This window comes from Pseudomonas sp. GW456-L12 (genome assembly GCF_059424045.1).
Map to the genome: position 1 here is coordinate 62,260 of NZ_JBWKZA010000012.1, position 25,013 is coordinate 87,272.

22 protein-coding genes are annotated in these 25,013 nt (G+C 64.8%); 14 read left to right on the forward strand and 8 right to left on the reverse strand.

The window, feature by feature from the left end:
* Window positions 1-33: 33 nt before the first annotated feature.
* Window positions 34-1,074, reverse strand: a complete 1,041-nt coding sequence (locus AC07Y9_RS16895; protein WP_007926372.1) for a threonine aldolase family protein — start codon at window positions 1,072-1,074, stop codon at window positions 34-36.
* 224 nt (window positions 1,075-1,298) lie between these two features.
* Here AC07Y9_RS16895 and AC07Y9_RS16900 point away from each other — a divergent pair, with 224 nt between their 5' ends.
* The 9 genes from AC07Y9_RS16900 to AC07Y9_RS16940 all read left to right on the forward strand — a co-directional run bounded on the left by AC07Y9_RS16900 (window position 1,299) and on the right by AC07Y9_RS16940 (window position 12,514).
* The gene (locus AC07Y9_RS16900) at window positions 1,299-2,042 is read left to right on the forward strand and encodes a TraX family protein (RefSeq protein WP_102679147.1); all 744 of its coding nucleotides are present in this window, start codon (window positions 1,299-1,301) and stop codon (window positions 2,040-2,042) included.
* A 446-nt stretch (window positions 2,043-2,488) separates the two neighbouring features.
* A complete protein-coding gene (gene glyA, locus AC07Y9_RS16905; protein ID WP_007926375.1) occupies window positions 2,489-3,742 on the forward strand; it encodes a serine hydroxymethyltransferase in 1,254 nt (417 codons plus the stop codon).
* A 23-nt stretch (window positions 3,743-3,765) separates the two neighbouring features.
* Complete coding sequence (locus tag AC07Y9_RS16910) at window positions 3,766-5,016, forward strand: sarcosine oxidase subunit beta family protein (protein WP_007926378.1); 1,251 nt, start codon at window positions 3,766-3,768, stop codon at window positions 5,014-5,016.
* Window positions 5,017-5,030: 14 nt separating this feature from the next.
* A complete protein-coding gene (locus AC07Y9_RS16915) occupies window positions 5,031-5,360 on the forward strand; it encodes a sarcosine oxidase subunit delta (protein WP_007926380.1) in 330 nt (109 codons plus the stop codon).
* Window positions 5,357-8,374, forward strand: coding sequence for a sarcosine oxidase subunit alpha (locus AC07Y9_RS16920; RefSeq protein WP_102679148.1), 3,018 nt, complete (start codon window positions 5,357-5,359; stop codon window positions 8,372-8,374). The genes AC07Y9_RS16915 and AC07Y9_RS16920 overlap by 4 nt, the downstream gene beginning before the upstream one ends.
* 176 nt (window positions 8,375-8,550) lie before the next feature.
* Window positions 8,551-9,183: a sarcosine oxidase subunit gamma gene (locus AC07Y9_RS16925; RefSeq protein WP_087089457.1), complete on the forward strand. Its 633-nt coding sequence runs from the start codon at window positions 8,551-8,553 to the stop codon at window positions 9,181-9,183.
* Window positions 9,184-9,339: 156 nt separating this feature from the next.
* Complete coding sequence (purU, locus tag AC07Y9_RS16930) at window positions 9,340-10,197, forward strand: formyltetrahydrofolate deformylase (protein WP_007926386.1); 858 nt, start codon at window positions 9,340-9,342, stop codon at window positions 10,195-10,197.
* A gap of 222 nt (window positions 10,198-10,419) precedes the next feature.
* Complete coding sequence (gene fdhA / locus AC07Y9_RS16935) at window positions 10,420-11,619, forward strand: formaldehyde dehydrogenase, glutathione-independent (protein WP_053262918.1); 1,200 nt, start codon at window positions 10,420-10,422, stop codon at window positions 11,617-11,619.
* A 322-nt stretch (window positions 11,620-11,941) separates the two neighbouring features.
* Window positions 11,942-12,514, forward strand: a complete 573-nt coding sequence (locus AC07Y9_RS16940) for a DUF2780 domain-containing protein (RefSeq protein WP_053262917.1) — start codon at window positions 11,942-11,944, stop codon at window positions 12,512-12,514.
* Here AC07Y9_RS16940 and yihG read toward each other — a convergent pair whose 3' ends face one another.
* On the reverse strand, window positions 12,515-13,402 hold the full coding sequence (gene yihG, locus AC07Y9_RS16945; protein WP_102679149.1) for a 1-acylglycerol-3-phosphate O-acyltransferase, YihG family: 888 nt from the start codon (window positions 13,400-13,402) through the stop codon (window positions 12,515-12,517). It lies immediately after the preceding gene.
* Window positions 13,403-13,614: 212 nt separating this feature from the next.
* Between yihG and rloA2 the strand changes: the two genes are divergently transcribed.
* From rloA2 to creD, 4 genes are all read left to right on the forward strand, one after another.
* Window positions 13,615-14,115: a retropepsin-like aspartic peptidase RloA2 gene (rloA2, locus tag AC07Y9_RS16950; RefSeq protein ID WP_038575213.1), complete on the forward strand. Its 501-nt coding sequence runs from the start codon at window positions 13,615-13,617 to the stop codon at window positions 14,113-14,115.
* Window positions 14,116-14,184: 69 nt separating this feature from the next.
* A complete protein-coding gene (gene creB / locus AC07Y9_RS16955) occupies window positions 14,185-14,865 on the forward strand; it encodes a two-component system response regulator CreB (RefSeq protein WP_102679150.1) in 681 nt (226 codons plus the stop codon).
* Window positions 14,865-16,286, forward strand: coding sequence for a two-component system sensor histidine kinase CreC (gene creC, locus AC07Y9_RS16960; RefSeq protein ID WP_102679151.1), 1,422 nt, complete (start codon window positions 14,865-14,867; stop codon window positions 16,284-16,286). The genes creB and creC overlap by 1 nt, the downstream gene beginning before the upstream one ends.
* Window positions 16,287-16,560: 274 nt before the next feature.
* Window positions 16,561-17,937, forward strand: coding sequence for a cell envelope integrity protein CreD (creD, locus tag AC07Y9_RS16965; RefSeq protein WP_053262913.1), 1,377 nt, complete (start codon window positions 16,561-16,563; stop codon window positions 17,935-17,937).
* Window positions 17,938-18,143: 206 nt separating this feature from the next.
* On the opposite strand, the gene AC07Y9_RS16970 is transcribed toward creD, so the two are convergent.
* Window positions 18,144-18,773, reverse strand: a complete 630-nt coding sequence (locus AC07Y9_RS16970; RefSeq protein WP_102679153.1) for a glutathione S-transferase — start codon at window positions 18,771-18,773, stop codon at window positions 18,144-18,146.
* Between the two features lie 111 nt (window positions 18,774-18,884).
* Between AC07Y9_RS16970 and AC07Y9_RS16975 the strand changes: the two genes are divergently transcribed.
* Complete coding sequence (locus tag AC07Y9_RS16975; protein ID WP_053262912.1) at window positions 18,885-19,307, forward strand: hypothetical protein; 423 nt, start codon at window positions 18,885-18,887, stop codon at window positions 19,305-19,307.
* Here AC07Y9_RS16975 and AC07Y9_RS16980 read toward each other — a convergent pair.
* From AC07Y9_RS16980 to AC07Y9_RS17000, 5 genes are all read right to left on the reverse strand, one after another.
* The gene (locus AC07Y9_RS16980; RefSeq protein ID WP_009045929.1) at window positions 19,285-19,473 is read right to left on the reverse strand and encodes a hypothetical protein; all 189 of its coding nucleotides are present in this window, start codon (window positions 19,471-19,473) and stop codon (window positions 19,285-19,287) included. The genes AC07Y9_RS16975 and AC07Y9_RS16980 overlap by 23 nt on opposite strands.
* On the reverse strand, window positions 19,470-20,603 hold the full coding sequence (locus AC07Y9_RS16985) for a PepSY-associated TM helix domain-containing protein (RefSeq protein WP_102679154.1): 1,134 nt from the start codon (window positions 20,601-20,603) through the stop codon (window positions 19,470-19,472). Before AC07Y9_RS16985 ends, AC07Y9_RS16980 begins: the two co-directional genes overlap by 4 nt.
* A gap of 63 nt (window positions 20,604-20,666) precedes the next feature.
* On the reverse strand, window positions 20,667-23,096 hold the full coding sequence (locus AC07Y9_RS16990) for a TonB-dependent siderophore receptor (protein WP_102679155.1): 2,430 nt from the start codon (window positions 23,094-23,096) through the stop codon (window positions 20,667-20,669).
* Between the two features lie 221 nt (window positions 23,097-23,317).
* Window positions 23,318-24,304: a FecR domain-containing protein gene (locus tag AC07Y9_RS16995; RefSeq protein WP_102679156.1), complete on the reverse strand. Its 987-nt coding sequence runs from the start codon at window positions 24,302-24,304 to the stop codon at window positions 23,318-23,320.
* Window positions 24,301-24,819 (reverse strand): RNA polymerase sigma factor, encoded by a 519-nt coding sequence (locus AC07Y9_RS17000; protein WP_102679157.1) that lies wholly within the window; start codon window positions 24,817-24,819, stop codon window positions 24,301-24,303. Before AC07Y9_RS17000 ends, AC07Y9_RS16995 begins: the two co-directional genes overlap by 4 nt.
* Window positions 24,820-25,013 lie beyond the last annotated feature (194 nt).

The window sequence follows — 25,013 nt, forward strand, 5'->3', positions numbered from 1 at the left end:
TCTCGACAGGAGGCGGCAGGCCGACGAGGGCATTCAGCCGGCCATGACCTGGCGAATGTCCGCGGCCAGTTCGCGGACCCGCGCTTCTTCGGTGTCCCACGAGCACATGAAGCGCGCGCCGCCTTTACCGATGAAGGTGTAGAAGCGCCAGCCCTTGGCGGTCAGCGCGGCGATGGCCGGTTCCGAGAGTTGCAGGAACACGCCGTTGGCCTGCACCGGGAACATCAGTTCCACCCCTGGAATGTCCGCCACCAGCTCGGCCAGCAATTGCGCGCAATGGTTGGCGTGGCGGGCGTATTTGAGCCAGGCGTCGTTTTCCAGCAGGCCGACCCAGGGCGCCGACAGGAAGCGCATCTTCGAGGCCAGCTGGCCGGCCTGCTTGCAGCGGTAGTCGAAGTCTTCGGCCAGCTTGTGGTTGAAGAACAGAATCGCCTCGCCCACCGCCATGCCGTTTTTCGTGCCGCCGAAGCACAGCACGTCGACCCCGGCTTTCCAGGTCAGGTCGGCGGGCGAGCAGCCAAGGAAGGCGCAGGCGTTGGAGAAGCGCGCGCCGTCCATGTGCAGGTTCAGCCCCAGCTCCTTGCAGGTGGCGCTGATGGCGCGGATTTCTTCCGGGGTATAGACGCTGCCGACCTCGGTGGCCTGGGTCAGGGTCACCACCCGTGGCTTGGGGTAGTGGATGTCCTGGCGCTTGAGGGCGATGTCGCGGATCGAGTCCGGGGTCAGCTTGCCGTTCTCGGTGCCGGCGATCAGCAGCTTGGAGCCGTTGGAGAAGAATTCCGGCGCGCCGCATTCGTCGGTTTCGACGTGGGCGGTTTCCGAGCAGATGACGCTGTGGTAACTCTGGCACAGCGACGACAGGGCCAGGGAGTTGGCGGCGGTGCCGTTGAAGGCGAAGAACACCTCGCAGTCGGTCTCGAACAGCTTGCGGAAATAATCGGCGGCGCGCGCGGTCCACTGGTCGTCGCCATAGGCGCGTTCGTGGCCGCGGTTGGCCTGGTCCATGGCCGCCCAGGCCTCGGGGCAAATGCCGGAATAGTTGTCGCTGGCGAATTGTTGGCTCTTGTCGGTCATGGCCGTCTTCCGTGCTAAGGGTCCGAGAGGGGAGTCCTTCGATAAAGGGCTCCGGATAAGGCGCTCCTGGGTAAGGAGCCCTTGGGTAAAGCGTCCGCAACGAGGTCTGGGCCGGCAGGACAGCGCAGGCCCCGCAGAGATCGGTGGAGCGCCACTTTACCCAAGATTGAGGGGGGAGCACACGCTCTGTTTATGGGTGAAAAATGCACAGGCCATGAGGATATATGCCAGACCCGCTGCTGACCCCGCTGGCCGCCCGGCGCGATGGCGCCCTGGACCTGCTCAAGTGGCTCGCGCTGCTTTGCATGGTGCTCGATCACCTGCGCTACGTCGGCTGGAGCCTCGATCTGCTGTATGTGCCCGGGCGCCTGGCGTTTCCCTGGTTCTGCCTGGCGCTGGCGGCCAATGTGGCGCGGGCCGGCGCGGTGGGTCGCGAGGGCGCGGGGCAATGGCGTTACCTGGGCTGGCTGCTGTTGTTCAGCCTGCTCAGCGAGGTGCCGTACCGGCTGTACATTCCCGACCCCGACACCCTGAATGTGCTGCCGACCCTGGCCCTGGGCCTGTTGGTGGCCCGCGCCTGGCAGCGTCGCGGCGGGCTGGCGCTGTGGCTGGGGATCGGAGCGGCCTTGCTCGGCGGGCTGTTCGACCGGTACCTGATGTTCGGCCTGTTCGGCGTCTTGCTGCCGCTGGCGATGTTGCTGGTGCTGCAGCGCCGCTGGTACTGGGCGCTGCTGCCGGGGTTGCTGTGCCTGGCGGCCAACCAGTGGCAAAGCCTGCTGCCGGCGGCGCGCCTGGGTAATCAGGTGGCCGCCTGGGCGCTGTTCGCCTGCGTGCTGGCGCCGTGGCTGGGGCTGGCGATCCTGCGCCGGATGCGCGGTTTTTCGCCGCCACCGATGCGGCGCTGGGCCTATCTGCTGTATCCCGGGCATTTCCTCCTGCTGCTGATGCTGCGCAACCTGCTGGCCTGACGGTGAGTGTTGTCGCTGCGAACGCCCTGTAGCCGCTGCCGAGCTGGCGAGGCTGCGCTCGGCCGCGAAGCGGTCGTAAAACCAGGCAACCTGTTCTTCCAGGCATATCGCGTGCTGAGGTTTTGCGAGGACTGCGTCCTCGAGCGCAGCCTCGCCAGCTCGGCAGCGGCTACAGAGGCGACACGCCAACCCGAAACCTGTCGCGCCACTGGTCGGTGGCGGGGGCTGGCGGTCGCAGGCAAGCCACCGACATAGAGCCTTCGGCGCGTGGCGCCCGCAAGCATTTGTCTCTCTGCGCCAGGCCATGTCGTAAACGCACCTTTGCGTGGCGTCCATAGGCATTTGGCCGGTCAGCGCCGGTCATACCATCGCATCCAAAGGGCACTACCGCAGGGTACGTGCCTCACCGAGACGAAAGGCGCACCGCCGCCGCTGGGAGAGACGCGATGTTCAGCAAGCAAGACCAAATCCAGGGTTATGACGATGCACTGCTGGCGGCCATGAATGCCGAGGAGCAACGTCAGGAAGATCACATCGAGCTGATCGCGTCGGAGAACTACACCAGCAAGCGCGTAATGCAAGCGCAAGGCAGCGGCCTGACCAACAAGTACGCCGAAGGTTATCCGGGCAAGCGCTACTACGGCGGCTGCGAGCACGTGGACAAGGTCGAGGCCCTGGCCATCGAACGCGCCAAGCAACTGTTCGGCGCCGACTACGCCAACGTCCAGCCGCACTCCGGTTCCTCGGCCAACAGCGCCGTGTACCTGGCCCTGCTGCAAGCCGGCGACACCATCCTGGGCATGAGCCTGGCCCACGGCGGCCATCTGACCCACGGCGCCAAGGTGTCGTCCTCGGGCAAGCTGTACAACGCCGTGCAGTACGGCATCGACACCAACACCGGGCTGATCGACTACGACGAAGTCGAGCGCCTGGCCGTCGAGTGCAAGCCGAAGATGATCGTCGCCGGCTTCTCGGCCTACTCCAAGACCCTCGACTTCCCACGCTTCCGCCAGATCGCCGATAAGGTCGGCGCGCTGCTGTTCGTCGACATGGCCCACGTCGCCGGCCTGGTCGCCGCTGGCCTGTACCCGAACCCGCTGCCTTACGCCGACGTGGTCACCACCACCACCCACAAGACCCTGCGCGGTCCGCGTGGCGGCCTGATCCTGGCCAAGGCCAACGAAGAGATCGAGAAGAAGCTCAACGCCGCGGTCTTCCCGGGCGCCCAGGGCGGCCCGCTGATGCACGTGATCGCCGGCAAGGCGGTGTGCTTCAAGGAAGCGCTGGAGCCTGGCTTCAAGGCCTACCAGCAGCAAGTGATCGACAACGCCCAGGCCATGGCCGGCGTCTTTATCAAACGCGGCTACGATGTAGTGTCCGGCGGCACCGACAACCACCTGTTCCTGGTCAGCCTGATCCGTCAGGGCCTCACCGGCAAGGAGGCGGACGCCGCCCTGGGGCGCGCCCACATCACCGTGAACAAGAACGCCGTGCCGAACGATCCACAGTCGCCGTTCGTGACCTCCGGCCTGCGTATCGGCACCCCGGCGGTGACCACCCGCGGCTTCAAGGTTACCCAGTGCGTGGAGCTGGCCGGCTGGATCTGCGACATCCTCGACCACCTCGGCGATGCCGATGTCGAGGCCAATGTCGCTCGTCAGGTATCGGCCCTGTGCGCGGACTTCCCGGTTTATCGCTGAGTGCGGTTTTGGAGTAAATGACTATGCAACGCTACTCGGGCTTCGGCCTCTTCAAGCACTCCCTCAGCCACCATGAAAACTGGCAGCGCATGTGGCGCACGCCGACCCCGAAAAAGGTCTACGACGTGGTCATCGTCGGCGGTGGCGGGCATGGCCTGGCGACCGCCTACTACCTGGCCAAGGAGCACGGCATCACCAACGTCGCCGTGGTCGAGAAAGGCTGGCTGGGCGGCGGTAACACCGCGCGCAACACTACCATCGTGCGTTCCAACTACCTGTGGGACGAGTCGGCGCACCTGTACGAACACGCGATGAAACTGTGGGAAGGCCTGTCCCAGGACCTCAACTACAACGTGATGTTCTCCCAGCGCGGCGTCTACAACCTGTGCCACACCCTGCAGGACATCCGTGATTCCGAGCGTCGGGTCAGCGCCAACCGCCTCAACGGCGTGGACGGCGAGCTGCTCAACGCCAAGCAGGTGGCGGACGAGATTCCGTACCTGGACTGCTCGAAAAACACCCGCTACCCGGTGCTGGGCGCCACCGTCCAGCGCCGTGGCGGCGTGGCCCGTCACGACGCCGTGGCCTGGGGCTTCGCCCGCGCCGCCGACGCCCTGGGCGTGGACCTGATCCAGCAGACCGAAGTGATCGGCTTCCGCAAGGAAAACGGTGTGTGCATCGGCGTGGAAACCAACAAGGGCTTCATCGGCGCCAAGCGCGTCGGCGTGGTCACCGCCGGTAACTCCGGGCACATGGCCAAGCTCGCCGGCTTTCGCCTGCCGATCGAATCGCACCCGCTGCAAGCACTGGTGTCCGAGCCGATCAAGCCGATCATCGACAGCGTGATCATGTCCAACGCGGTGCACGGTTACATCAGCCAGTCCGACAAGGGCGACCTGGTGATCGGCGCCGGTATCGACGGCTGGGTCGGCTACGGCCAGCGCGGTTCGTACCCGGTGATCGAGCACACCATCCAGGCCATCGTCGAGATGTTCCCGATCCTTTCGCGGGTGCGCATGAACCGCCAGTGGGGCGGCATCGTCGACACCACCCCGGACGCGTGCCCGATCATCTCCAAGACCCCGGTGCCGAACATGTTCTTCAACTGCGGTTGGGGTACCGGTGGCTTCAAGGCAACACCTGGCTCGGGCAACGTATTCGCCGCGAGCCTGGCCAAGGGTGAAATGCACCCGCTGGCCGCACCTTTCTCCATCGACCGTTTCCACAACGGTGCGCTGATCGACGAACACGGCGCTGCTGCCGTCGCCCACTAACAGGAGAAATCCCTATGTTGCACATCTTCTGTCCTCACTGCGGCGAACTGCGCTCCGAAGAGGAATTCCATTCGTCCGGCCAGGCGCATATCCCGCGTCCACTGGACCCGAACAACTGCACCGACGAGGAGTGGGGCGACTACATGTTCTTCCGCGACAACCCTCGCGGCCTGCACCACGAGCTGTGGATCCATGCCGCCGGCTGCCGTCAGTACTTCAACGCCACCCGCGACACCGTGACCTACGAGATTCTCGAAACCTACAAGATCGGTACCAAGCCGCAATTCACCGACAAGACCGATAGCCCGAAAGCGGCCACGCAGGCTCTGGGAGAGAAGGTATGAGCCAGTCCAATCGCCTGTCCAACGGCGGACGCATCGACCGCAACAAAGTCCTCAGCTTCACCTTCAACGGCCAGACCTACAAAGGCTTCGAAGGCGACACCCTGGCCGCCGCCCTGCTGGCCAACGGCGTGGACATCATCGGTCGCAGCTTCAAGTATTCCCGGCCGCGCGGGATCTTCGCCGCCGGTGCCGAAGAGCCGAACGCGGTGCTGCAGATCGGCGCCACCGAAGCCACCCAGATCCCCAACGTGCGCGCCACCCAACAGGCGCTGTACCAGGGCCTGGTCGCCACCAGCACCAACGGCTGGCCAAGCGTCAACAACGACATGATGGGGATTCTCGGCAAGGTCGGTGGCAAGCTGATGCCGCCGGGCTTCTACTACAAAACCTTCATGTACCCGCAATCGTTCTGGATGACCTACGAGAAGTACATCCGCAAGGCCGCGGGCCTGGGTCGCTCGCCGACCGAGAACGATCCGGACACCTACGACTACATGAACCAGCACTGCGACGTACTGATCGTCGGTGCCGGCCCCGCCGGCCTGGCCGCGGCCCTGGCGGCTGCGCGCAGCGGTGCGCGGGTGATCCTCGCCGACGAGCAGGAAGAATTCGGCGGCAGCCTGCTGGACAGCCGCGAAAGCCTGGACGGCAAGCCGGCGGCCGAGTGGATCGCCACCGTGGTCGCCGAGCTGAAGTCGCTGCCAGACGTGACCCTGCTGCCACGGGCTACCGTGAACGGCTACCACGACCATAACTTCCTGACCATTCACGAGCGCCTGACCGACCACCTCGGCGACCGCGCACCAATCGGCCAGGTGCGCCAGCGCATCCACCGGGTGCGCGCCAAGCGCGTGGTACTGGCCACCGGCGCCTGCGAGCGTCCGCTGGTCTACGGCAACAACGACGTGCCGGGCAACATGCTGGCCGGCGCGGTCTCGGTCTACGTGCGCCGCTACGGCGTGGCACCGGGCAAGAAGCTGGTGCTGAGCACCAACAACGACCACGCCTACCGTGTGGCCCTGGACTGGCTCGACGCCAGCCTGCAAGTGGTGGCCATCGCCGATGCCCGTCACAACCCACGCGGTGCGCTGGTGGAAGAAGCCCGCGCCAAGGGCATTCGCATCCTCACTTCCAGTGCGGTGATCGAAGCCCGTGGCAGCAAGCATGTGACCGGCGCCCGCGTCGCGGCGATCGACGTCAAGGCTCACAAGGTCACCAGCCCAGGCGAGTGGCTGGACTGCGACCTGATTGCCAGCTCCGGCGGCTACAGCCCGGTGGTGCACCTGGCTTCGCACTTGGGCGGCAAGCCGATCTGGCGTGAAGACATCCTCGGTTTCGTACCGGGCGAAGCACCGCAGAAACGCGTGTGCGTCGGCGGCATCAATGGCGTCTACAGCCTCGGCGATTCCCTGGCCGACGGTTTCGAAGGGGGCGTGCGCGCCGCCAGCGAAGCGGGTTTCAAGGCCGTGGAAGCGGTACTGCCCAAGGCCCTGAGTCGTCTGGAAGAACCGACCCTGGCGCTGTTCCAGGTGCCCCATGAAAAAGGCACCGCGCGGGCACCCAAGCAATTCGTCGACCTGCAGAACGACGTCACCGCCGCCGCCATCGAACTGGCGACCCGCGAGGGCTTCGAGTCGGTCGAGCACGTCAAGCGCTACACCGCGCTGGGCTTCGGTACCGACCAGGGCAAGCTCGGCAACGTCAACGGCCTGGCCATCGCGGCCCGTTCGCTGAACGTGAGCATCCCGCAGATGGGCACCACCATGTTCCGTCCGAACTACACGCCGGTGACTTTCGGCGCCGTGGCCGGTCGTCACTGCGGGCACATCTTCGAGCCGGTGCGTTTCACCGCGCTGCATGCGTGGCACGTGAAGAACGGCGCCGAGTTCGAGGACGTCGGCCAGTGGAAGCGCCCCTGGTACTTCCCGAAGAATGGCGAAGACCTGCATGCCGCGGTCAAGCGCGAGTGCAAGGCGGTGCGCGACAGCGTCGGCCTGCTCGACGCCTCGACCCTGGGCAAGATCGATATCCAGGGCCCGGACGCCCGTGAGTTCCTCAACCGCATCTACACCAACGCCTGGACCAAGCTCGACGTGGGCAAGGCGCGCTACGGCCTGATGTGCAAGGAAGACGGCATGGTCTTCGACGACGGCGTGACTGCCTGCGTCGGCGAAAACCACTTCATCATGACCACCACCACGGGCGGCGCCGCGCGCGTCCTGCAATGGCTGGAGATCTATCAGCAGACCGAATGGCCGGACCTCAAGGTGTACTTCACCTCGGTCACCGACCACTGGGCCACCATGACCCTGTCCGGGCCGAACAGCCGCAAGCTGCTCAGCGAAGTCACCGACATCGACCTGGACAAGGACGGCTTCCCGTTCATGACCTGGAAAGAAGGCCTGGTGGGCGGCGTGCCGGCGCGGGTGTTCCGCATTTCCTTCACCGGCGAGCTGTCGTACGAAGTCAACGTCCAGGCCGACTACGCCATGGGCGTGCTGGAGCAGATCGTCGAGGCCGGCAAGAAGTACAACCTGACCCCGTACGGCACTGAAACCATGCACGTCCTGCGGGCCGAGAAGGGCTTCATCATCGTCGGCCAGGACACTGACGGCTCGATGACCCCGGATGACTTGAACATGGGCTGGTGTGTCGGTCGCACCAAACCGTTCTCGTGGATCGGCTGGCGTGGCATGAACCGCGAAGACTGCGTGCGCGACCAGCGCAAGCAGCTGGTAGGCCTGAAACCGATCGACCCGAACCAGTGGCTGCCGGAAGGCGCGCAGCTTGTGCTGAATGCGAAGCAGGCGATCCCGATGAGCATGGTCGGTCACGTGACCTCCAGCTATGCCCATAACTCCCTGGGTTATTCGTTTGCCATGGGCGTGGTCAAGGGCGGCCTGAAGCGGATGGGCGAACGGGTGTTCGCGCCATTGGCCGACGGCACGGTGATCGAGGCGGAAATCGTTTCTTCGGTGTTCTTCGATCCGAAAGGCGATCGCCAGAACGTTTAACAAAGGTCCTGTAGGAGCGAGCTTGCTCGCGAAAAGATCAGCGACGACAACCGTTGTTGCGGGATCGACCGCCGCTTTGCGGCTATCGCGAGCAAGCTCGCTCCTACAGGGCAGCGATCGAACAGGCTCTACCTATTTGCGGTTCGCCGCGAAACAGAATTCAAGACAGGTGCTCTATGACCGCAGTCAACGTTTACCAACAGCGCCCGACCACTGGCGCCAAAGCCGAGTCGTCGCTGCACCATGCCGACCTCGCCAGCCTGGTGGGCAAGGGCCGCAAGAACGCAGGCGTGACCCTGCGCGAGAAGAAACTCCTCGGCCACCTGACCCTCCGTGGCGATGCTCATGACCCGGCCTTCGCTGCCGGCGTGCACAAGGCCCTGGGCCTGGAGCTGCCAGTGGCCCTGACCGTGGTCGCCAAGGGCGAAACCAGCCTGCAGTGGATGGGGCCGGACGAGTGGTTGCTGGTGGTGCCGAGCGGCGAAGAATTCGCCGCCGAGAAAAAACTGCGCGAAGCGCTGGGCGACCTGCATATCCAGATCGTCAACGTCAGTGGCGGCCAGCAGATTCTCGAACTGTCCGGACCGAACGTGCGCCAAGTGCTGATGAAGTCCACCAGCTACGACGTGCACCCCAACAACTTCCCGGTGGGCAAGGCCGTCGGCACCGTGTTCGCCAAGTCGCAACTGGTGATCCGCCGCATGGGCGAAGACACCTGGGAACTGGTGATCCGCCGCAGCTTCTCCGATTACTGGTGGTTGTGGCTGCAGGATGCCGCCGCCGAATACGGCCTCAGCGTCCAGGCCTGAGACGCCGTAATTCCCTGTAGGAGCGAGCTTGCTCGCGAAGGACGTCAACGATAACGCGTGCTTGCTGAAAGCACGCGGTGCTTCTGGACTCTTCGCGAGCAAGCTCGCTCCTACAGGACTCGGCTTTGCCTACCGATGTTTTAGGAGTTCCGCACCATGAGCCGCGCACCCGATACCTGGATTCTCACCGCCGACTGCCCCAGCGTGCTCGGCACGGTGGACGCGGTGACCCGCTTTCTGTTCGAGCAGGGCTGCTACGTCACCGAGCACCATTCTTTCGATGACCGGCTTTCGGCGCGTTTTTTCATTCGCGTGGAATTCCGCCAGCCCGAGAATTTCAACGAGCAGGGCCTGCGCGACGGTCTGGCCGAGCGCGCCCGGGCTTTCGACATGAACGTCGAACTGACCCCGCCGCAGCATCGGCCGAAAGTGGTGATCATGGTCTCCAAGGCCGATCACTGCCTCAACGACCTGCTCTACCGCCAGCGCATCGGCCAACTGGCGATGGACGTGGTGGCGGTGGTGTCCAACCACCCGGACCTCAAGCCTCTGGCCGACTGGCACCAGATCCCGTACTACCACTTCCCCCTGGACCCCAACGACAAGCCGTCCCAGGAGCGCCAGGTGTGGCAGGTGATCGAGGACTCCGGCGCCGAACTGGTGATCCTTGCGCGCTACATGCAAGTGCTGTCGCCGGAGCTGTGCCGCAAGCTCGATGGCAAGGCGATCAACATCCACCACTCCCTGCTGCCCGGTTTCAAGGGCGCCAAGCCTTATCACCAGGCCTACAACAAGGGCGTGAAACTGGTGGGCGCCACCGCGCACTACATCAACAACGACCTGGACGAGGGCCCGATCATCGCCCAGGGCGTGGAAGTGGTGGACCACAGTCATTACCCCGAGGACCTGATCGCCAAGGGGCGCGATATCGAAGGCCTGACCCTGGCGCGGGCCGTGGGTTATCACATCGAACGGCGGGTGTTCCTCAACGCCAATCGAACAGTGGTTCTATGACCTGTAGCCGTTGCCGCAGGCTGCGATCGACCCCGTAGGGGGGCGCCGCTCTTGAGGGCCCTGGAAGGCCCTTCGACCAACGTGGCCCGGACTTATCGCAGCCTGCGGCCGCGGCTACAGCGAAGCGATTTTGAAGAACGAAACAGCATCTGTACCCGAGCACTCTACGCGCTGCCTTTTTCCGGCAACGCGGTTTCATAAAAACAACAGCGAGGTGAAAGCATGTCTGGTAATCGTGGTGTCGTGTATCTCGGCAATGGCAAGGTCGAAGTACAGAAAATCGACTATCCCAAAATGCAGGACCCGCGTGGCAGGAAGATTGAGCACGGCGTCATCCTGCGCGTGGTATCCACCAATATCTGCGGTTCGGACCAGCACATGGTGCGCGGCCGTACCACTGCCCAGGTCGGCCTGGTCCTGGGTCACGAAATCACCGGCGAGGTGGTGGAGAAGGGCAGCGACGTCGAGAACCTGAAGCTCGGCGACCTGGTCTCGGTGCCGTTCAACGTGGCTTGCGGGCGCTGCCGTTCCTGCAAGGAGCAACACACCGGGGTCTGCCTGACCGTCAACCCGGCCCGCGCCGGCGGTGCCTACGGCTACGTCGACATGGGCGACTGGACCGGTGGCCAGGCCGAATACGTGCTGGTGCCGTACGCCGACTTCAACCTGCTGAAGCTGCCGGACCGCGACAAGGCCATGGAGAAGATCCGCGACCTGACCTGCCTGTCCGACATCCTGCCGACCGGCTATCACGGCGCGGTGACGGCCGGCGTTGGCCCGGGCAGCAGCGTCTACATCGCCGGTGCCGGCCCGGTAGGCCTGGCCGCGGCTGCGTCCGCCCGTCTGCTGGGCGCGGCGGTGGTGATCGTTGGCGACGTCAACCCGGTGCGCCTGGCCCACGCCAAGGCCCAGGGTTTTGAAATCGCCGACCTGTCCAAGGACACTCCATTGCACGAACAGATCGCCGCGCTGCTCGGCGAGCCGGAAGTGGATTGCGCGGTCGACGCGGTGGGCTTCGAGGCTCGCGGCCATGGCCATGCCGGTGCCCAGCACGAAGCGCCGGCCACGGTGCTCAACTCGTTGATGGGCGTGGTGCGGGTTGCCGGCAAGATCGGTATTCCCGGCCTCTACGTCACCGAAGACCCGGGCGCTGTGGATGCGGCGGCCAAGATGGGCAGCCTGAGCATCCGCTTCGGCCTCGGCTGGGCCAAGTCCCACAGCTTCCACACCGGCCAGACCCCGGTGATGAAGTACAACCGCCAACTGATGCAAGCCATCATGTGGGACCGCATCAACATCGCCGAAGTGGTCGGCGTGCAGGTCATCAGCCTGGACGACGCTCCGCGTGGCTACGGCGAATTCGATGCCGGCGTGCCGAAGAAATTCGTCATCGACCCGCACAAGCTGTTCAGCGCGGCTTAAGGTGTTGGCGCAATAAAAAGGGCGACCCTCGGGTCGCCCTTTTTATTGCCTGGCTCGAGCAAAACCCGACCATGCACCCTGTAGCCGCTGCCGCAGGCTGCGATCGACCGCGAAGCGGGCGTCGCTCTTGGTATCGCAGCCTGCGGCAGCGGCTACAGATATCGGCGTTGGAATAACGGTTGCCCGTCTGCGAGGTTCCGGGTATATCCGGGCCGGCTAAATATGGATGGGCCGATGCGGAACATTGCTCCGGTTTTCCCGGTCAAATCCGCAGTTTTCCCGCCGTTGTCACGGTGTCTTTCTGGTTCAAGAGGTTGTCTCGATGAAAATTTCCCGCAGTGTTGCACTGGCTACGTTGCTGACCCTGGGAGCCAGCCCGGTCTTTGCCGCAGGCTTCAGCCTGAGCGATGCCGCCAATGCGGTGTCCAGCATGCAGGGTGGCGACAAGGCCGCCGCTGCCGCTCCAACCTCGCAGACCGCCAATCTGCTCAGTGCCCTTTCGCAACTGGATGTCACGCCGGAGCAGGCCATCGGCGGTACCGGCGCGATGCTGGGCCTGGCGAAGAACCAGCTGAGCAGCACCGACTACTCGCAACTGAGCAAAAGCGTTCCGGGGCTGGACAAGCTCTCGGGCGGCAACGCGCTGGGCAGCCTGGGTGCCTTGAGTGGCCTGCTGGGGCAGAGCGGTGGCAGCAAGACCGCCGGTCTGGAGAGCGCGCTGGGTAACGTGCAGAACACCAATGACCTGAACAGCGCGTTCAGCGCCCTGGGCATGGACAGCGGCATGATCGGCCAGTTCGCCCCAGTGCTCCTGCAATACCTGGGTCAGCAGGGCGTGGGCGGTTCGCTGCTCAACAGCCTGGGCGGGATCTGGGGCGTCGGCAGCGGTAGCTGATCAACGGCGCTCGGCGCGCAAGGCGTCGATGCGCTGGTCCTTTTCGGTCCAGAGCTGGTTGACCCAGTTCTGGACGGTCTGGCGAAACGCCGGATCGTTTTCGTAATCCCCCTGCCACAACGCCGGGTCCAGCTCACGGGTCTGGATATCGACGATCACCCGCGGCACGTTGCCGCTGATCAGGTCCCAGAAACCGGGAATCTTCTGCTGCGGATAGACCACCGTCACATCGAGGATGGCGTCGAGCTGTTCGCCCATGGCCGCCAGCACGAAGGCCACGCCGCCGGCCTTCGGCTTGAGCAACTGCTTGAAAGGGGATTGCTGTTGCTCACGCTTGGCCGGCGTGAAGCGGGTGCCTTCCAGGTAGTTGACCACGGTGACCGGCTGGCGCTTGAACAGTTCGCAGGCAGCCTTGGTGATTTCCAGGTCCTTGCCTTGCAGTTCCGGATTTTTAGCCAGGAAGGCCTTGCTGTAGCGCTTCATGAAGGGGTAGTCCAGGGCCCACCAGGCGAGGCCGAGGAAGGGCACCCAGATCAGCTCTTTCTTCAGGAAGAACTTGAAGAAGGGGGTACGGCGGTTGAGGGTCTGGATCAGCGCCGGGATGTCGACCCAGGACTGGTGGTTGCTGATCACCAGGTAAGAAGTGTCCCCCCGCAGCTCGTCACCGCCGCGGATATCCCACTGGGTGGGAATGCACAGGGCGAAGATCAGTTTGTCGATTTCGGCCCAGGTTTCGGCAATCCACATCACCGCCTTCGACGCATGGTCGCGCAGGCGCCCTGGCAGGACCAGCTTGAGCAGAGCGAACACCATCAGCGGCCCGAACAGGACCAGGGTGTTGAGCAACAGCAGCAGGGTGACGAAACAGCCGGTGAGCAGGCGGCGCATAAGGAACTCTTGAAAGCCTTTGGGCGCGCCATGATAAGCACCTTCGCCGGGCAGGCCAAATCCTGATGTGCTGACGAATGTTTCACGTATACCGGGATATGCTGGCGGTCAATTTCGCCGATCGTGGCGGCTGCGGGTTTTCTCGCGGGCCGAACCAATTGCCCGGCCACGGTCTAAAATCCTGCTGCCCACTTTCCAAGGAACCTGCTCACGTGAAATCCGTCCTTGCACTCCTGTCCCTGCTAGCGCTGCCGGTCATGGCCGCCGAGCCGACCCTCTACGGGCGCTACGAATACATTCAACTGCCGGAAATCGGCGAAACCCTCAAGGCCAAGATGGACACCGGCGCCCTGACCGCCTCGCTGTCGGCCAAGGACATCGAGACCTTCACCCGCGATGGCGAGGAGTGGGTGCGTTTCCGCCTGGCGACCAAGGACGCCGACGGCAAGGTCTACGAACACAAGGTGGCGCGGATCAGCAAGATCAAGAGCCGCGCCGATGAAGACGAAGACAAGGAAGAGGCCCAGGTGGCCAAGCGTCCGGTGGTCGACCTGGAAATGTGCCTGGGTAACGTCAAGCGCACTGTCGAGGTCAACCTGACCGACCGCAGCAGCTTCAACTACCCGCTGCTGATCGGCGCCAAGGCCCTGCGCGAGTTCGGCGCCGCCGTGAACCCGGCCCGGCGTTACACCGCGGACAAGCCCGACTGCTGATCAGACTTGATTGACGGCGCATGAGGCATCCGGCACCGTTCTGGCACTTACCTCCCGTGCTTGGATGCCATGCCTCATATCCTGATTGTCGAAGACGAAGCGGCGATTGCCGATACGCTGATTTTTGCCCTGCAGGGTGAAGGTTTCAGCACCACCTGGCTGAATCTCGGGCAGGCGGCGCTGGACTATCAGCGCCTTACACCGGCGGACCTGCTGATTCTCGATATCGGCCTGCCGGACATCAGCGGCTTCGAAACCTGCAAGCAGTTGCGGCGCTTCAGCGAGGTGCCGGTGATGTTCCTCAGTGCCCGGGACGGGGAAATCGACCGGGTGGTGGGCCTGGAAATCGGTGCCGACGATTATGTGGTCAAGCCCTTCAGCCCGCGCGAGGTCGCCGCAAGGGTCAAGGCCATCCTCAAGCGCATGGCGCCGCGGGCGGTGGTCGAGGCGCCGGCCTCACCGTTCCAGGTCGATACCGACAAGTTCCAGATCAGCTATCGCGGCCAGTTACTGAGCCTGACCCGCCACGAGTTCCGCCTGCTGCATTGCCTGCTGGAGCAACCCGAGCGCGTGTTCAGCCGCGAGCAGTTGCTCGACGCCCTGGGGGTGGCGGCGGATGCCGGCTACGAGCGCAGCATCGACAGCCATATCAAGAGCCTGCGGGCCAAGCTGCGCCTGGTGGCGGCCGATGCCGAGCCGATCCAGACCCATCGCGGCCTGGGCTACAGCTACAGCCCGGGGCACAGCTGATGCCGTTGGGAATCCGGATTTTCCTGGTCTACGTCCTGTTCGTCGGCCTGACCGGCTATTTCGTCCTCAGCACGGTGATGGAAGAAATCCGCCCGGGCGTGCGCCAGTCCACCGAGGAAACCCTGGTGGACACCGCCAACCTGCTGGCGGAAATCCTGCGCGACGACTTCAAGGCCGGCACCCTCAGCGAGAACCGTTGGCCGCAGTTGCTCAAGGCTTATGGCGAGCGGCAGCCGGCGGCGACCATCTGGGGTCTGCCGAAGAACCAGGTCAACCACCGCATCTACGTCACCGACGCCCAGGGCAAGGTGGTGCTGGACTCCAGCGGCCTGGCGGTCGGCCAGGATTATTCGCGCTGGAACGACGTGTACCTGACCCTGCGCGGCCAATACGGCGCGCGCTCCTCGCGCAGCGTGGCCGATGACCCGAACTCCTCGGTGATGCATGTCGGCGCGCCGATTCGCGACAACGGCCGGATCATCGGCGTGGTCACCGTGGCCAAGCCCAACAGTTCCCTGCAACCCTATGTCGACCGCACCGAGCGCCGCCTGCTGTGGTACGGCGCCGGCCTGATCGGCCTGGGCCTGCTGTTCGGCGCCTTGCTGTCCTGGTGGCTGAGCGCTGCCCTGCGCCGCCTGACCGGTTATGCCCAGGCGGTCAGCGAAGGCCGTCGCGCCGAGCTGCCGCACTACCGCGGCGGCGAGCTGGAACAGCTGGCCACGGCGGTGGAGGACATGCGCACCCAGCTGGAGGGCAAGGCCTATGTCGAGCGTTATGTGCACACCCTGACCCACGAATTGAAAAGCCCGCTGGCGGCGATTCGCGGGGCGGCGGAACTGTTGCAGAGCGAGATGCCCGGCGAACAGCGCGCACGTTTCGTCAGCAACATCGACAGCGAAAGCGCGCGCATGCAGCACTTGATCGAGCGTTTGCTGAACCTGGCGCTGGTCGAGCAGCGTCATGGCCTGGAAGAGCGGGAGGCGGTGCCGCTGGCGGACCTGGCGAACCAGGTGCTGGACAGCCAGAAGGCACGGATCGAGGGCAAGGGCCTGCAGGTCGAGCAGCGTATCGACCCGGGGCTGAAGCTGTCGGGAGAAGCGTTCCTGTTGCGCCAGGCCCTGGGCAATCTGCTGGAAAACGCCCTGGACTTCACCCCCGCCGGTGGCGTGCTGCGCTTGAGCGCCAGCCGGGTGGGCGACCAACTGCGGTTGTGCCTGTTCAACCAGGCCGAGCCGATCCCGGACTACGCCCTGGCGCGCCTGACCGAACGTTTCTACTCCCTGCCACGGCCTGACAGCGGACGCAAAAGCACCGGCCTGGGGCTGAACTTCGTCGAAGAGGTGGTGCAGCTGCATGGCGGCCAGATGCGGATCGGCAATGTGGAAGGCGGCGTTGAAGTGACCTTGCAGTTCCCGGCCTGATTCCCTGCGTGTACCGTTTTGCGGCTGCTTCGCAGACCGATCGCAGCCTTCGGCAGCGGCTACACAGACTCCGTGCATCCTGTAGCCGTTGGCGCAGCCTGCGATCGGTCGCGAAGCAGCCGCCAGATCTGCCAGCCACCCCATCTCTATGGGGCCACCGATAGACGCTCCTGCAAAGGGCGAGGGGCAATCTCCACACAGTCTCCACACAGCCCCCATAAAACCCCCACATGGGCTGCCCAGACTCTCCCTCATTCGAACAGGGAGAGAACCCATGAATCGCAATCTGACCATAAAGCTGGGGGCTATCGCCCTTTTGATCCTGGGGCTGCTGGTCCCGCTGTTGATGATCGACGGGCTGATCCAGGAGCGCCAGGAACTGCGCGACGGTGTGCTGACCGATATCGCCCGCAGCTCCAGCTACAGCCAGCAACTGAGCGGCCCGCTGCTGGTGGTGCCTTATCGCAAGGTGGTGCGCACCTGGAAAACCAACGAGAAGACCAACAAGCGTTACCAGGAGCTGGGAGAAGAGCGCGGGCAGCTGTATTTCCTGCCGGAGCACTTCGAACTCGATGGCCAGGTACGGACCGAATTGCGTGCCCGGGGCATCTACCAGGCCCGGCTGTTCCATGCCAACAACCGCATCAGCGGCCAGTTTGCGCTGCCCGAGCAATTGGGGATCAAGGAAGACTTCGTCGACTACAAATTCGAGCAGCCGTTTCTCGCCGTGGGCATCAGCGACATTCGCGGTATCGAACAAGCGCTGGCCCTCGAACTGAACGGACAGAACCTGCCGTTCGCTCCCGGCAGCCGGATTGACTGGCTCGGGGAGGGCGTACACGTCAACCTGCCGCTGCTGGACGGCAAGCGCAGCACCGACCTGGACTTCGCCTTCGATCTGCAACTGCAAGGCACCGGTCAGTTGCAGGTGCTGCCGGTGGGCAAGACCAGCAAGGTGCGCCTGCGTGCCGACTGGCCTCATCCGAGCTTTATCGGCAACTACCTGCCGGCCCAGCGTGAGATTTCCGACCTGGGCTTCGCCGCCAACTGGCAGACCTCGTTCTTCTCCACCAACCTGGAAAGCGCGTTGATCAATTGCCTGGCCAGCGGGCAGTGCAAGGAGTTCAAGAACCGCTCCTTCGGCGTGAGTTTCATCGACCCGGTGGACCAGTACCTCAAGAGCGACCGGGCGATCAAATACGCGCTGCTGTTCATCGCCCTGACCTTTGCCGGCTTCTTCCTCTTCGAGGTGCTCAAGAGCCTGGCGGTGCACCCGGTGCAATACGCCCTGGTGGGCGTGGCCCTGGCGTTCTTCTATCTGTTGCTGCTGTCGCTGTCGGAGCACATCGGCTTCGCCCTGGCCTACCTGCTGTCGGCCGGGGCCTGTGTGGCGCTGATCGGCTTCTACGTCAGCCATGTGTTGCGCAGCCTGGGCCACGGCCTGAGTTTCGCCGCCGGCCTGGCCGCTTTGTATGGCCTGTTGTACGGCTTGCTCAGCGCCGAGGATTACGCGCTGCTGATGGGCTCGCTGCTGCTGTTCGGCCTGCTGGGTGTGTTCATGGTGCTGACCCGCAAACTCGACTGGTACGGCGTAGGCCAGGCCAAACCGGCCCAGCCGCTGACGTTCGAGGCGCAGGTGGCCCATGAGTAGGTCGTTGGGGTTGCGCGAGGACCAGCAGGCAGCGGAAGCCTTGCTGGCATGGATAGTCGGGTTGCTGCCTGAAGCACCGTGGGGCGGCCATCGCGAGCAAGCTCGCGCCTACAGGTACTGCGCTGTTCCATGTAGGAGCGAGCTTGCTCGCGATAGGGCCGGACCGGCCGCCACCATGCTTCAGGTGATGACCGCGTCCGGGGCCTTCAAACCGGCGGCTGGGTCGCCAGCATCGAAGGGCGTCGACTGACCTCGGCGTACCAGGCCGCCAGTTGGGGCTGGGCGTCGCGCCACCGCAGGTCGGGGTGGCGGAAATCGAGGTAACCCAGGGCACAGGCGACGCCGATGGAAGCGACGTCGAAGTGGCTGGCCAGTTCGGCGATCGCATCGGCCTCGAGCACGGCCAGGGCGCGGCGGATCTTGTCGCGCTGGCCGTCGAGCCACTGCTCCCAGTGTTTCTCGGGGGCGCGCAGGGCCAGTTCGTAACGGATCAGCACCGAGGCATCGAGGATCCCGTCGGCCAGCGCCGCCAGGGTCAGGCGCCGCCAGCGGGCCGAGCCTTCACGGGGGATCAGCGGGTTGCCGACATGCTGCTGGTCGAGGTAGTCGAGGATCACCCGGCTGTCGTACAGCACGTTGCCGTCGGCCAGGCGCAGGGCGGGAATCTTGCCCAGCGGGTTGTCGTGGTTGAGGGCGGTGTCCGGGTTCACCGGGGTCAACTGGCTGGCTTGCAGGGCCACGCGGTCCAGCTGGCCGGTCTCGTGCAGCAGCACCATGACTTTGCGCACATAAGGTGATGCCGGGTTGTGGAACAGCGTCATGCTGGGGGTGGACATGAATATTCCTCGAAGGTGGAAGTGGAGCGCAGGCTCGCCGCCCCGGGGATCTTAACGCAGCCTCTGGCCCCGGCCACAGGGGCGGCATGCAGGACAGACAAGGAGTGATAAATGCGCAGGTGTTATTTTCGGCACGGGTTGTACAGCCTGGTCCTGACGCTGTCGGGCGCGCTGGCGGTGTACCTGGCCTTGCAGTATGAGTTTCGCCGCCACGGCGAGGGTGAGCCGGAACTGATCATGGCGTTCGCCTACATGGCCTGGTACTGGGCGCTGCCGGCGCTGGCCTTGCCGGCTTTGGGCTGTGCCCTGCTGAGCCTGCGGGGCCCCGGCCCGGTGACCCGGCCCTGGCGCTGGGGCCTGGCGGCGAGCTATGTACCGCTGCTGGGGCTGGCGCTGTTCTGCGTACTGGTGGCCGCCGAGGCGCAGCAGGAAAACCGCGTATTCATCCCGGTGCTGCCGATCGGCCTGGGGCTGGCGCTGTACCTGTGGCGCGGTTTCCCCGCCGCCGGGGTCAGGCCGGTGGCGGGCGGTTGAACAGACCCCGCAGGGCGATCAGGGCCGGGGCGCCCAGGCCGAGCCAGCTCAGGGCGTCCCAGATGCCGTCGCCGAGCAGCGCGGAGAACAGCCCCGCGGCACAGAGCACGGCAATGAACAGCGGCGCGCCGAAGACCTTCCAGAAATTCGATTGCCGTGGCCTCATGGCGCCACCGCGGCGGGTTCGCCCAATGCCGGCCGGGCCGCGCGGCGCCGCACCAGCCACAGGTAAACCCCGCTACCCAGGACAATGATGGTCAGCACATCCAGGGTCGCCCAGAGGATCTTCATCGGCATGCCGCCGTAGTCGCCGAAGTGCAGCGGTTGCGACATGCCCATGGCGTCCATGTACCAGGGACGTTCGGCCACCGCGGTGACCTCCAGGGTGCTGGCGTCGATCAGCACCGGGGTCAGCAGGTGCGAGGTCAGGTGGGTGCTGCCTTTCATGAACACCGCGTAGTGATGCTCGCTGGAAAAACGTGTGCCGGGGAAGGCGATGAAGTCCGGCTGCATGCCCGGCGCCACCTCCTTGGCGATCTCCAGCAGGCGGCTGGCCGGGGCCAGTCGGGTCAGTGGCGGGGCCTCGCGGTAAGGCTCGATCATTGCGCTGAGGCTGTCGTTGCGCCAGGCCGCGATCAGCAGGTCGGCGCAGGCGCTGATCACCCCGGTGACGCCGACCACCAGGGCCCAGGTCAGGGTCACCACGCCGATCAGGTTATGCAGGTCCAGCCAGCGCAGGCGGGTGGACTTGTCCTGGCGCACCGTGGCGAATTCCAGCCGGCGCATGAACGGCAGGTACAGCACCACGCCGGAGACGATCGCCAGCACGAACAGCAGCCCCATGAACGCCAGCAGCAGCTTGCCCGGCAGGCCGGCGAACAGGTCCACGTGCAGGCGCAGCATGAACATCATCAGCCCGCCATTGGCCGAGGGCGTTTCCACGGCTTCGCCGGTGCGCGCGTCGAGCATGAAGGTGTGGGACGAGTTGGGCTCGGTGCCGGCGGTCCTGGCCATGATGGTGAGCACGCCGTTGGGGTCTTCCTCGTCCCAGCCGAAGTACTGCATGACCTCGCCCGGCCGATGGGCCTCGGCGGCGCGCACCAGCTGCTGCAGGTCCAGCTGCGGGGTGTCGGCAGGCATTTCCCGCAGCTGCGGCGCGTCGCCCAGCAGGTGATCGATCTCGTGGTGAAAGATCAGCGGCAGGCCGGTCAGGGCCAGCATCAGCAGGAATACCGTGCAGATCAGGCTGGTCCAGGTGTGGATAAAGGACCAGCGGCGGATGGTTTTGCTTTTCATTTCTTAGCCTTCAGACACAGCAAAGCCGTCCTTGCAGGACGGCCTGGTTGTTAACTCAGCCGATTACCACTGATAGGTGGCACTGGCGACCACGCTACGCTGATCGCCGAAATAGCAGTAGGAACCATCGCAGGTGGACAGGTAGTCCTTGTCGAACAGGTTGGTGGCGTTGAGTTTCAGCGACGCGCCTTTGAGGCTGCTGTCCAGGCGGCCCAGGTCGTAATGCACGGCGGCATCGAACACCGTGTAGGCATTGGCCTTGCCCAGCCAGGTATTGGCCTGGTCGCCGTAGGTGTTGCCGGTATAGCGGGCACCGGCGCCAATGCCGAAACCGTCGAGCACGCCGCTGTGCCAGGTGTAGTCGGTCCACAGGGAGGCTTGCTGGTTGGGCATCAGTTGCAGGCGGTTGCCTTTGTAGATGCCTTTTTGCACCTCGGACTTGGCCAGGGTGTAGGCGGCGATGACCTTGAGGTTGTCGGTCACGTCGGACACGGCTTCCAGTTCCAGGCCTTTGACCTTCACTTCGCCGGTCTGGTTGGTGACCGACTCGCCACCGGCACCGATGCTGGTTACCAGAACGTTTTTCTGGGTCAGGTCGTAGACCGCCGCACTCAGCAGGGTGTTGGAGCCCGGCGGCTGGTACTTGATGCCCAGCTCCCATTGCTTGCCCTCGGTGGGTTTATACGACTCGGTCGGGGAGACGCTGGCGTTGCTGGCGGGCTGGAAGGATTCGGCGTAGGACAGGTACGGCACCAGGCCCGAGTCGAACACATAGCTCAGTGCCGCGTTGCCACTGAAGTTCTTGCTGCGGTCGGTATTGGTCACGTCGTTCTTGTTGAAGTACGTGGTGCCCTGGTGCACCCAGTCTTCACGACCGCCCAGGGTCAGGCGCCATTTGTCCAGGGCCATCTGGTCCTGCACGTAGAGGCCGGTCTGCACGGTTTTCTGGTTGTAGTCGTAGTAAGCGCTGGAGCGTGCCGGGCGCACGATCGGCTGGCCATAAACCGGATTGAAGATGTTGGTGGTCCCGCCGTCGCCGTAAATCGACAGGTAGGAAGTGTCGGTCCGTTGGTGATCCAGGCCGATCAGCACGGTGTGGGTGATGTCGCCGGTGGCGAAGTCGGCCTGGAAGTTGTTGTCGACCGCGAACTGGCTGATGTCCTCGTCCACGTTGGTCGAGGTACGGCTGATATTGCCTGCCGCGTCAGCCGGGGAGTAGGCGTAGGAACCCACGGTCAGTTGCTGGAAGGACAGCTCCGATTTGGTGTAGCGCAGGTTCTGGCGGAACTGCCAGACATCGTTGAAACGGTGCTCGAAGGCATAGCCCAGGGCGTAGTAGGTACGGTCGTAGAACTCGTAGTCCGGGTCGCCGAGGTTCTTGTGATGGGAGACGTCGCCCAGTGGCGACTTGATCTTGGTGCCCTGGATCGGCATGAACTGGCTGGTTGCCCCGGTGTCGTCGCGGGTGAACTGCGAGAGCAGGGTCAGCCTGGTATCGGTGTCGATGTTCCAGGTCAGGCTGGGGGCGATGTTGTAGCGCTTGTTGTCGATGTGATCGACCTGTGTACCGGCGTCCCGCACCACGCCGCTGAGGCCGTAGAGGAACTGTCCTTCATCGTCGATCTTGCCGGTGCTGGCGAAGTTGATCTGGCGGTAGTTGTCGCTGCCGTACTGCAGCTGAATGGCATTGCTCGATTCCGCGCTGGGGCGCCGGCTGACCATGTCCAGCAGGCCGCCCGGCGGGGTCTGGCCGTAGACGGAGGAAGCCGGGCCGCGCAGCAGGGCAAGGCGGTCGAGGTTCCAGGTCTCCGCTTTCGGGTTGGCATACACACCGCGGGGCAGCGGCAGGCCGTCGAGGAATTGGGTGGGCTCGAAGCCGCGCACGCGCATCCAGTCATAACGGGTGTCGCTGCCGTAGCTGGCGGAAACGATGCCGGGCATGTAACGCACGGCATCGTCCAGATTCTGCACGTTGCGGTCTTCCATCTGCTGGCGGGTCGCGACGGAAATCGAACGCGGTGCTTCGACCAGCGAGGTGTCGGTCTTGGTGCCGGCGGCGGTGCGCGTAGCGAGGTAACCGTCCACCGGCCCCCAGGCACTCTCATAAGCCTGCTGGCCGGTGATGCTGGTTTCCGGCAGGGCCACCACACCGTCGGGAATCGCCACCAGGCTGTAGGTGCCGGCACTGCTTTGTTCCAGTTGCAGGCCGGTGCCGCGCAGGGCCTCGCGCAGGGCGCCGGCGGCGTCGAACTGGCCCTTGACCGGGGCCGAAGTCTTGCCGGCGGCCAGGCTCGGGTTGAGGCTCAGGGCCAGGCCCGCCTGGCTGGCGATCTGGTTCAGGGTGCTGGCCAGGGGCGCGGCCGGCAGGTTGTAGGCGCGCACGCTGGACGCCTGTTCGGCGGCGATCAGCGGGGTGCTGGCCAGCGGGGCGCAAAGGGCAATCGCCACGGCCAACAGGCTGGGGCGCAACAGGGTGTCTAGCGAGCGGGACATACGGCGGCTCCTGGATGGAAACATTTCTCAATTGCCTATGTGCCGGACGAGATTCCAAAAGTGATAGGGCGGACTGAAAATAATTTCGATTTGCGAAAACAAGAGGGATATTTCAGGCTGGGGCAGGCGGCGTCAGTTGGAATTTTCGCGAGCAAGCTTGCGCCTACAGGGCACCGCCGTTCCTGTAGGCGCGAGTTTGCTTGCGATAAAAATCGTGCCGCCTAGGGCTTGGCCTTGCTCTCGGCCCGCGCCACCAACGTCACCCACCAGGGCGTATGCCGCTCGATGGCCACGGGCAGCGTCGGCAGCAGCGCGCTCAGGGCCAGGTCGGTGTCGTGCAGCGGGAAGCTGCCGGTGATGCGCAGGTCGGCCACCTCGTCGGCCACCCCCAGATGGCCGCGGCGGTAGCGCCCCAGTTCGCTGACCAGATCCGCCAGGCGCGCGTTGTCCACCACCAGCATGCCGCGGGTCCAGGCGTCGGCGCCGGAGTTCAGGGCCAGCAGCGGGCCGAGGCCGTCGCGGCGTATCAGCACCTGCTGGCCTTCCTTGAGGATCTGCTCGTCCTGGCTGGATTCCGGCCGCGCGGCCACGGCCGATTGCAGCACGCTCAGGCGCGTGCCCTGTTCCTCGCGCTTGACCAGGAAGCGCGTGCCCAGCGCACGCATATGGCCTTCGCGGGTTTCGACGATAAAGGGGCGGGCGTCGTTGTGGCCGGTCTCGACCAGGATCTCGCCTTCCTGCAACACGATGCGTCGCTGTTTTTCGTCGAAACGCACATCCACGGCGCTGTGGGTATTGAGGTTGATCACGGTGCCGTCGGCCAGGCGCAGGGTGCGCTGCTCGCCGGTGGCGGTGCGCTGGTCGGCGAGCCAGTAATCCAGCTGGCCGTAACGGTCGCCGGCGAACAAGGCCAGGCCCAGCAGCAGGGCGACGCTGGCCAGCCCGCTGCCGAGCTTGCGCACGCGCCGCCGGATGCCGTCCCGCGATTGCAGCAGGGCGCTGCGGGCCGGGCCGCTGGCGACGCTGAAACGCTGGTCGAGCATGCCCAGCTGGCGCCAGGCGCGGGCGTGTTCTTCATCGGCGGCGTGCCATTTGGCGAATTCTTCGCGGGCCATCGGGTTGCCTTCGCCGGAATCCAGCGACAACTGCCAGGCAATCGCCGCGTCCAGCACCCGGGCAGACACCGGCTTGGCGTTGAGCGAACTCATGCCGGCTCACCGTACAGGGCGACGTAGCACTGGCGAATGCCCTGGGCCAGGTACTGCCTGACCCGCGGCACGGACACCCCGAGGCGTTCGGCGATTTCGGCGTGGCCGAGGCCGTCGAGGCGGTTATAGAGGAAGGCGGCGCGGGCCTTGCTCGACAGCTTGCCCAGCAGGCGGTCGATGGCCTTGAGGTCTTCAAGGATCGATTGCTGTTCTTCCGGGGAGGGGTGTTCCTCTTCCGGGATCAGCATCAGTTCGGTGAGGTAGGCCTGCTCCAGCGCGGCGCGGCGGAAGTAGTCGAACAGCAGGCCCTTGGCGATGGCCACCAGGAACGCCCGCGGCTCGCTCGGGGCTTTCAGTTCGTCGCGGCCCAGCAGGCGGACGAAGGTGTCCTGGCTCAGGTCCTCGGCCCGTTGCGGGCAGGCCACGTTGCGCCGCAGCCAGGCCAGCAGCCAGCCGCGATGGTCGCGATACAACGCACCAACGAGGTCACTGTGGGGGCTTTGGGCTGATGGCACCTGGGTATCCCAATCGAGAAGTTGAAACTAACGAGAATTATTCGCGATTGTGGCAGGGCGCAAAGAGCCGCGCAATGGGCGCCGGTCGGCGGGGTGGATAGCCAATGTTTCGGGCCGATACCTGTAGCCGCTGCCGAGCAACGCGAGGCTGCGACCGGCAACGCAGTTGCCGCAAAGCCTCGGCTTGCAGTGTG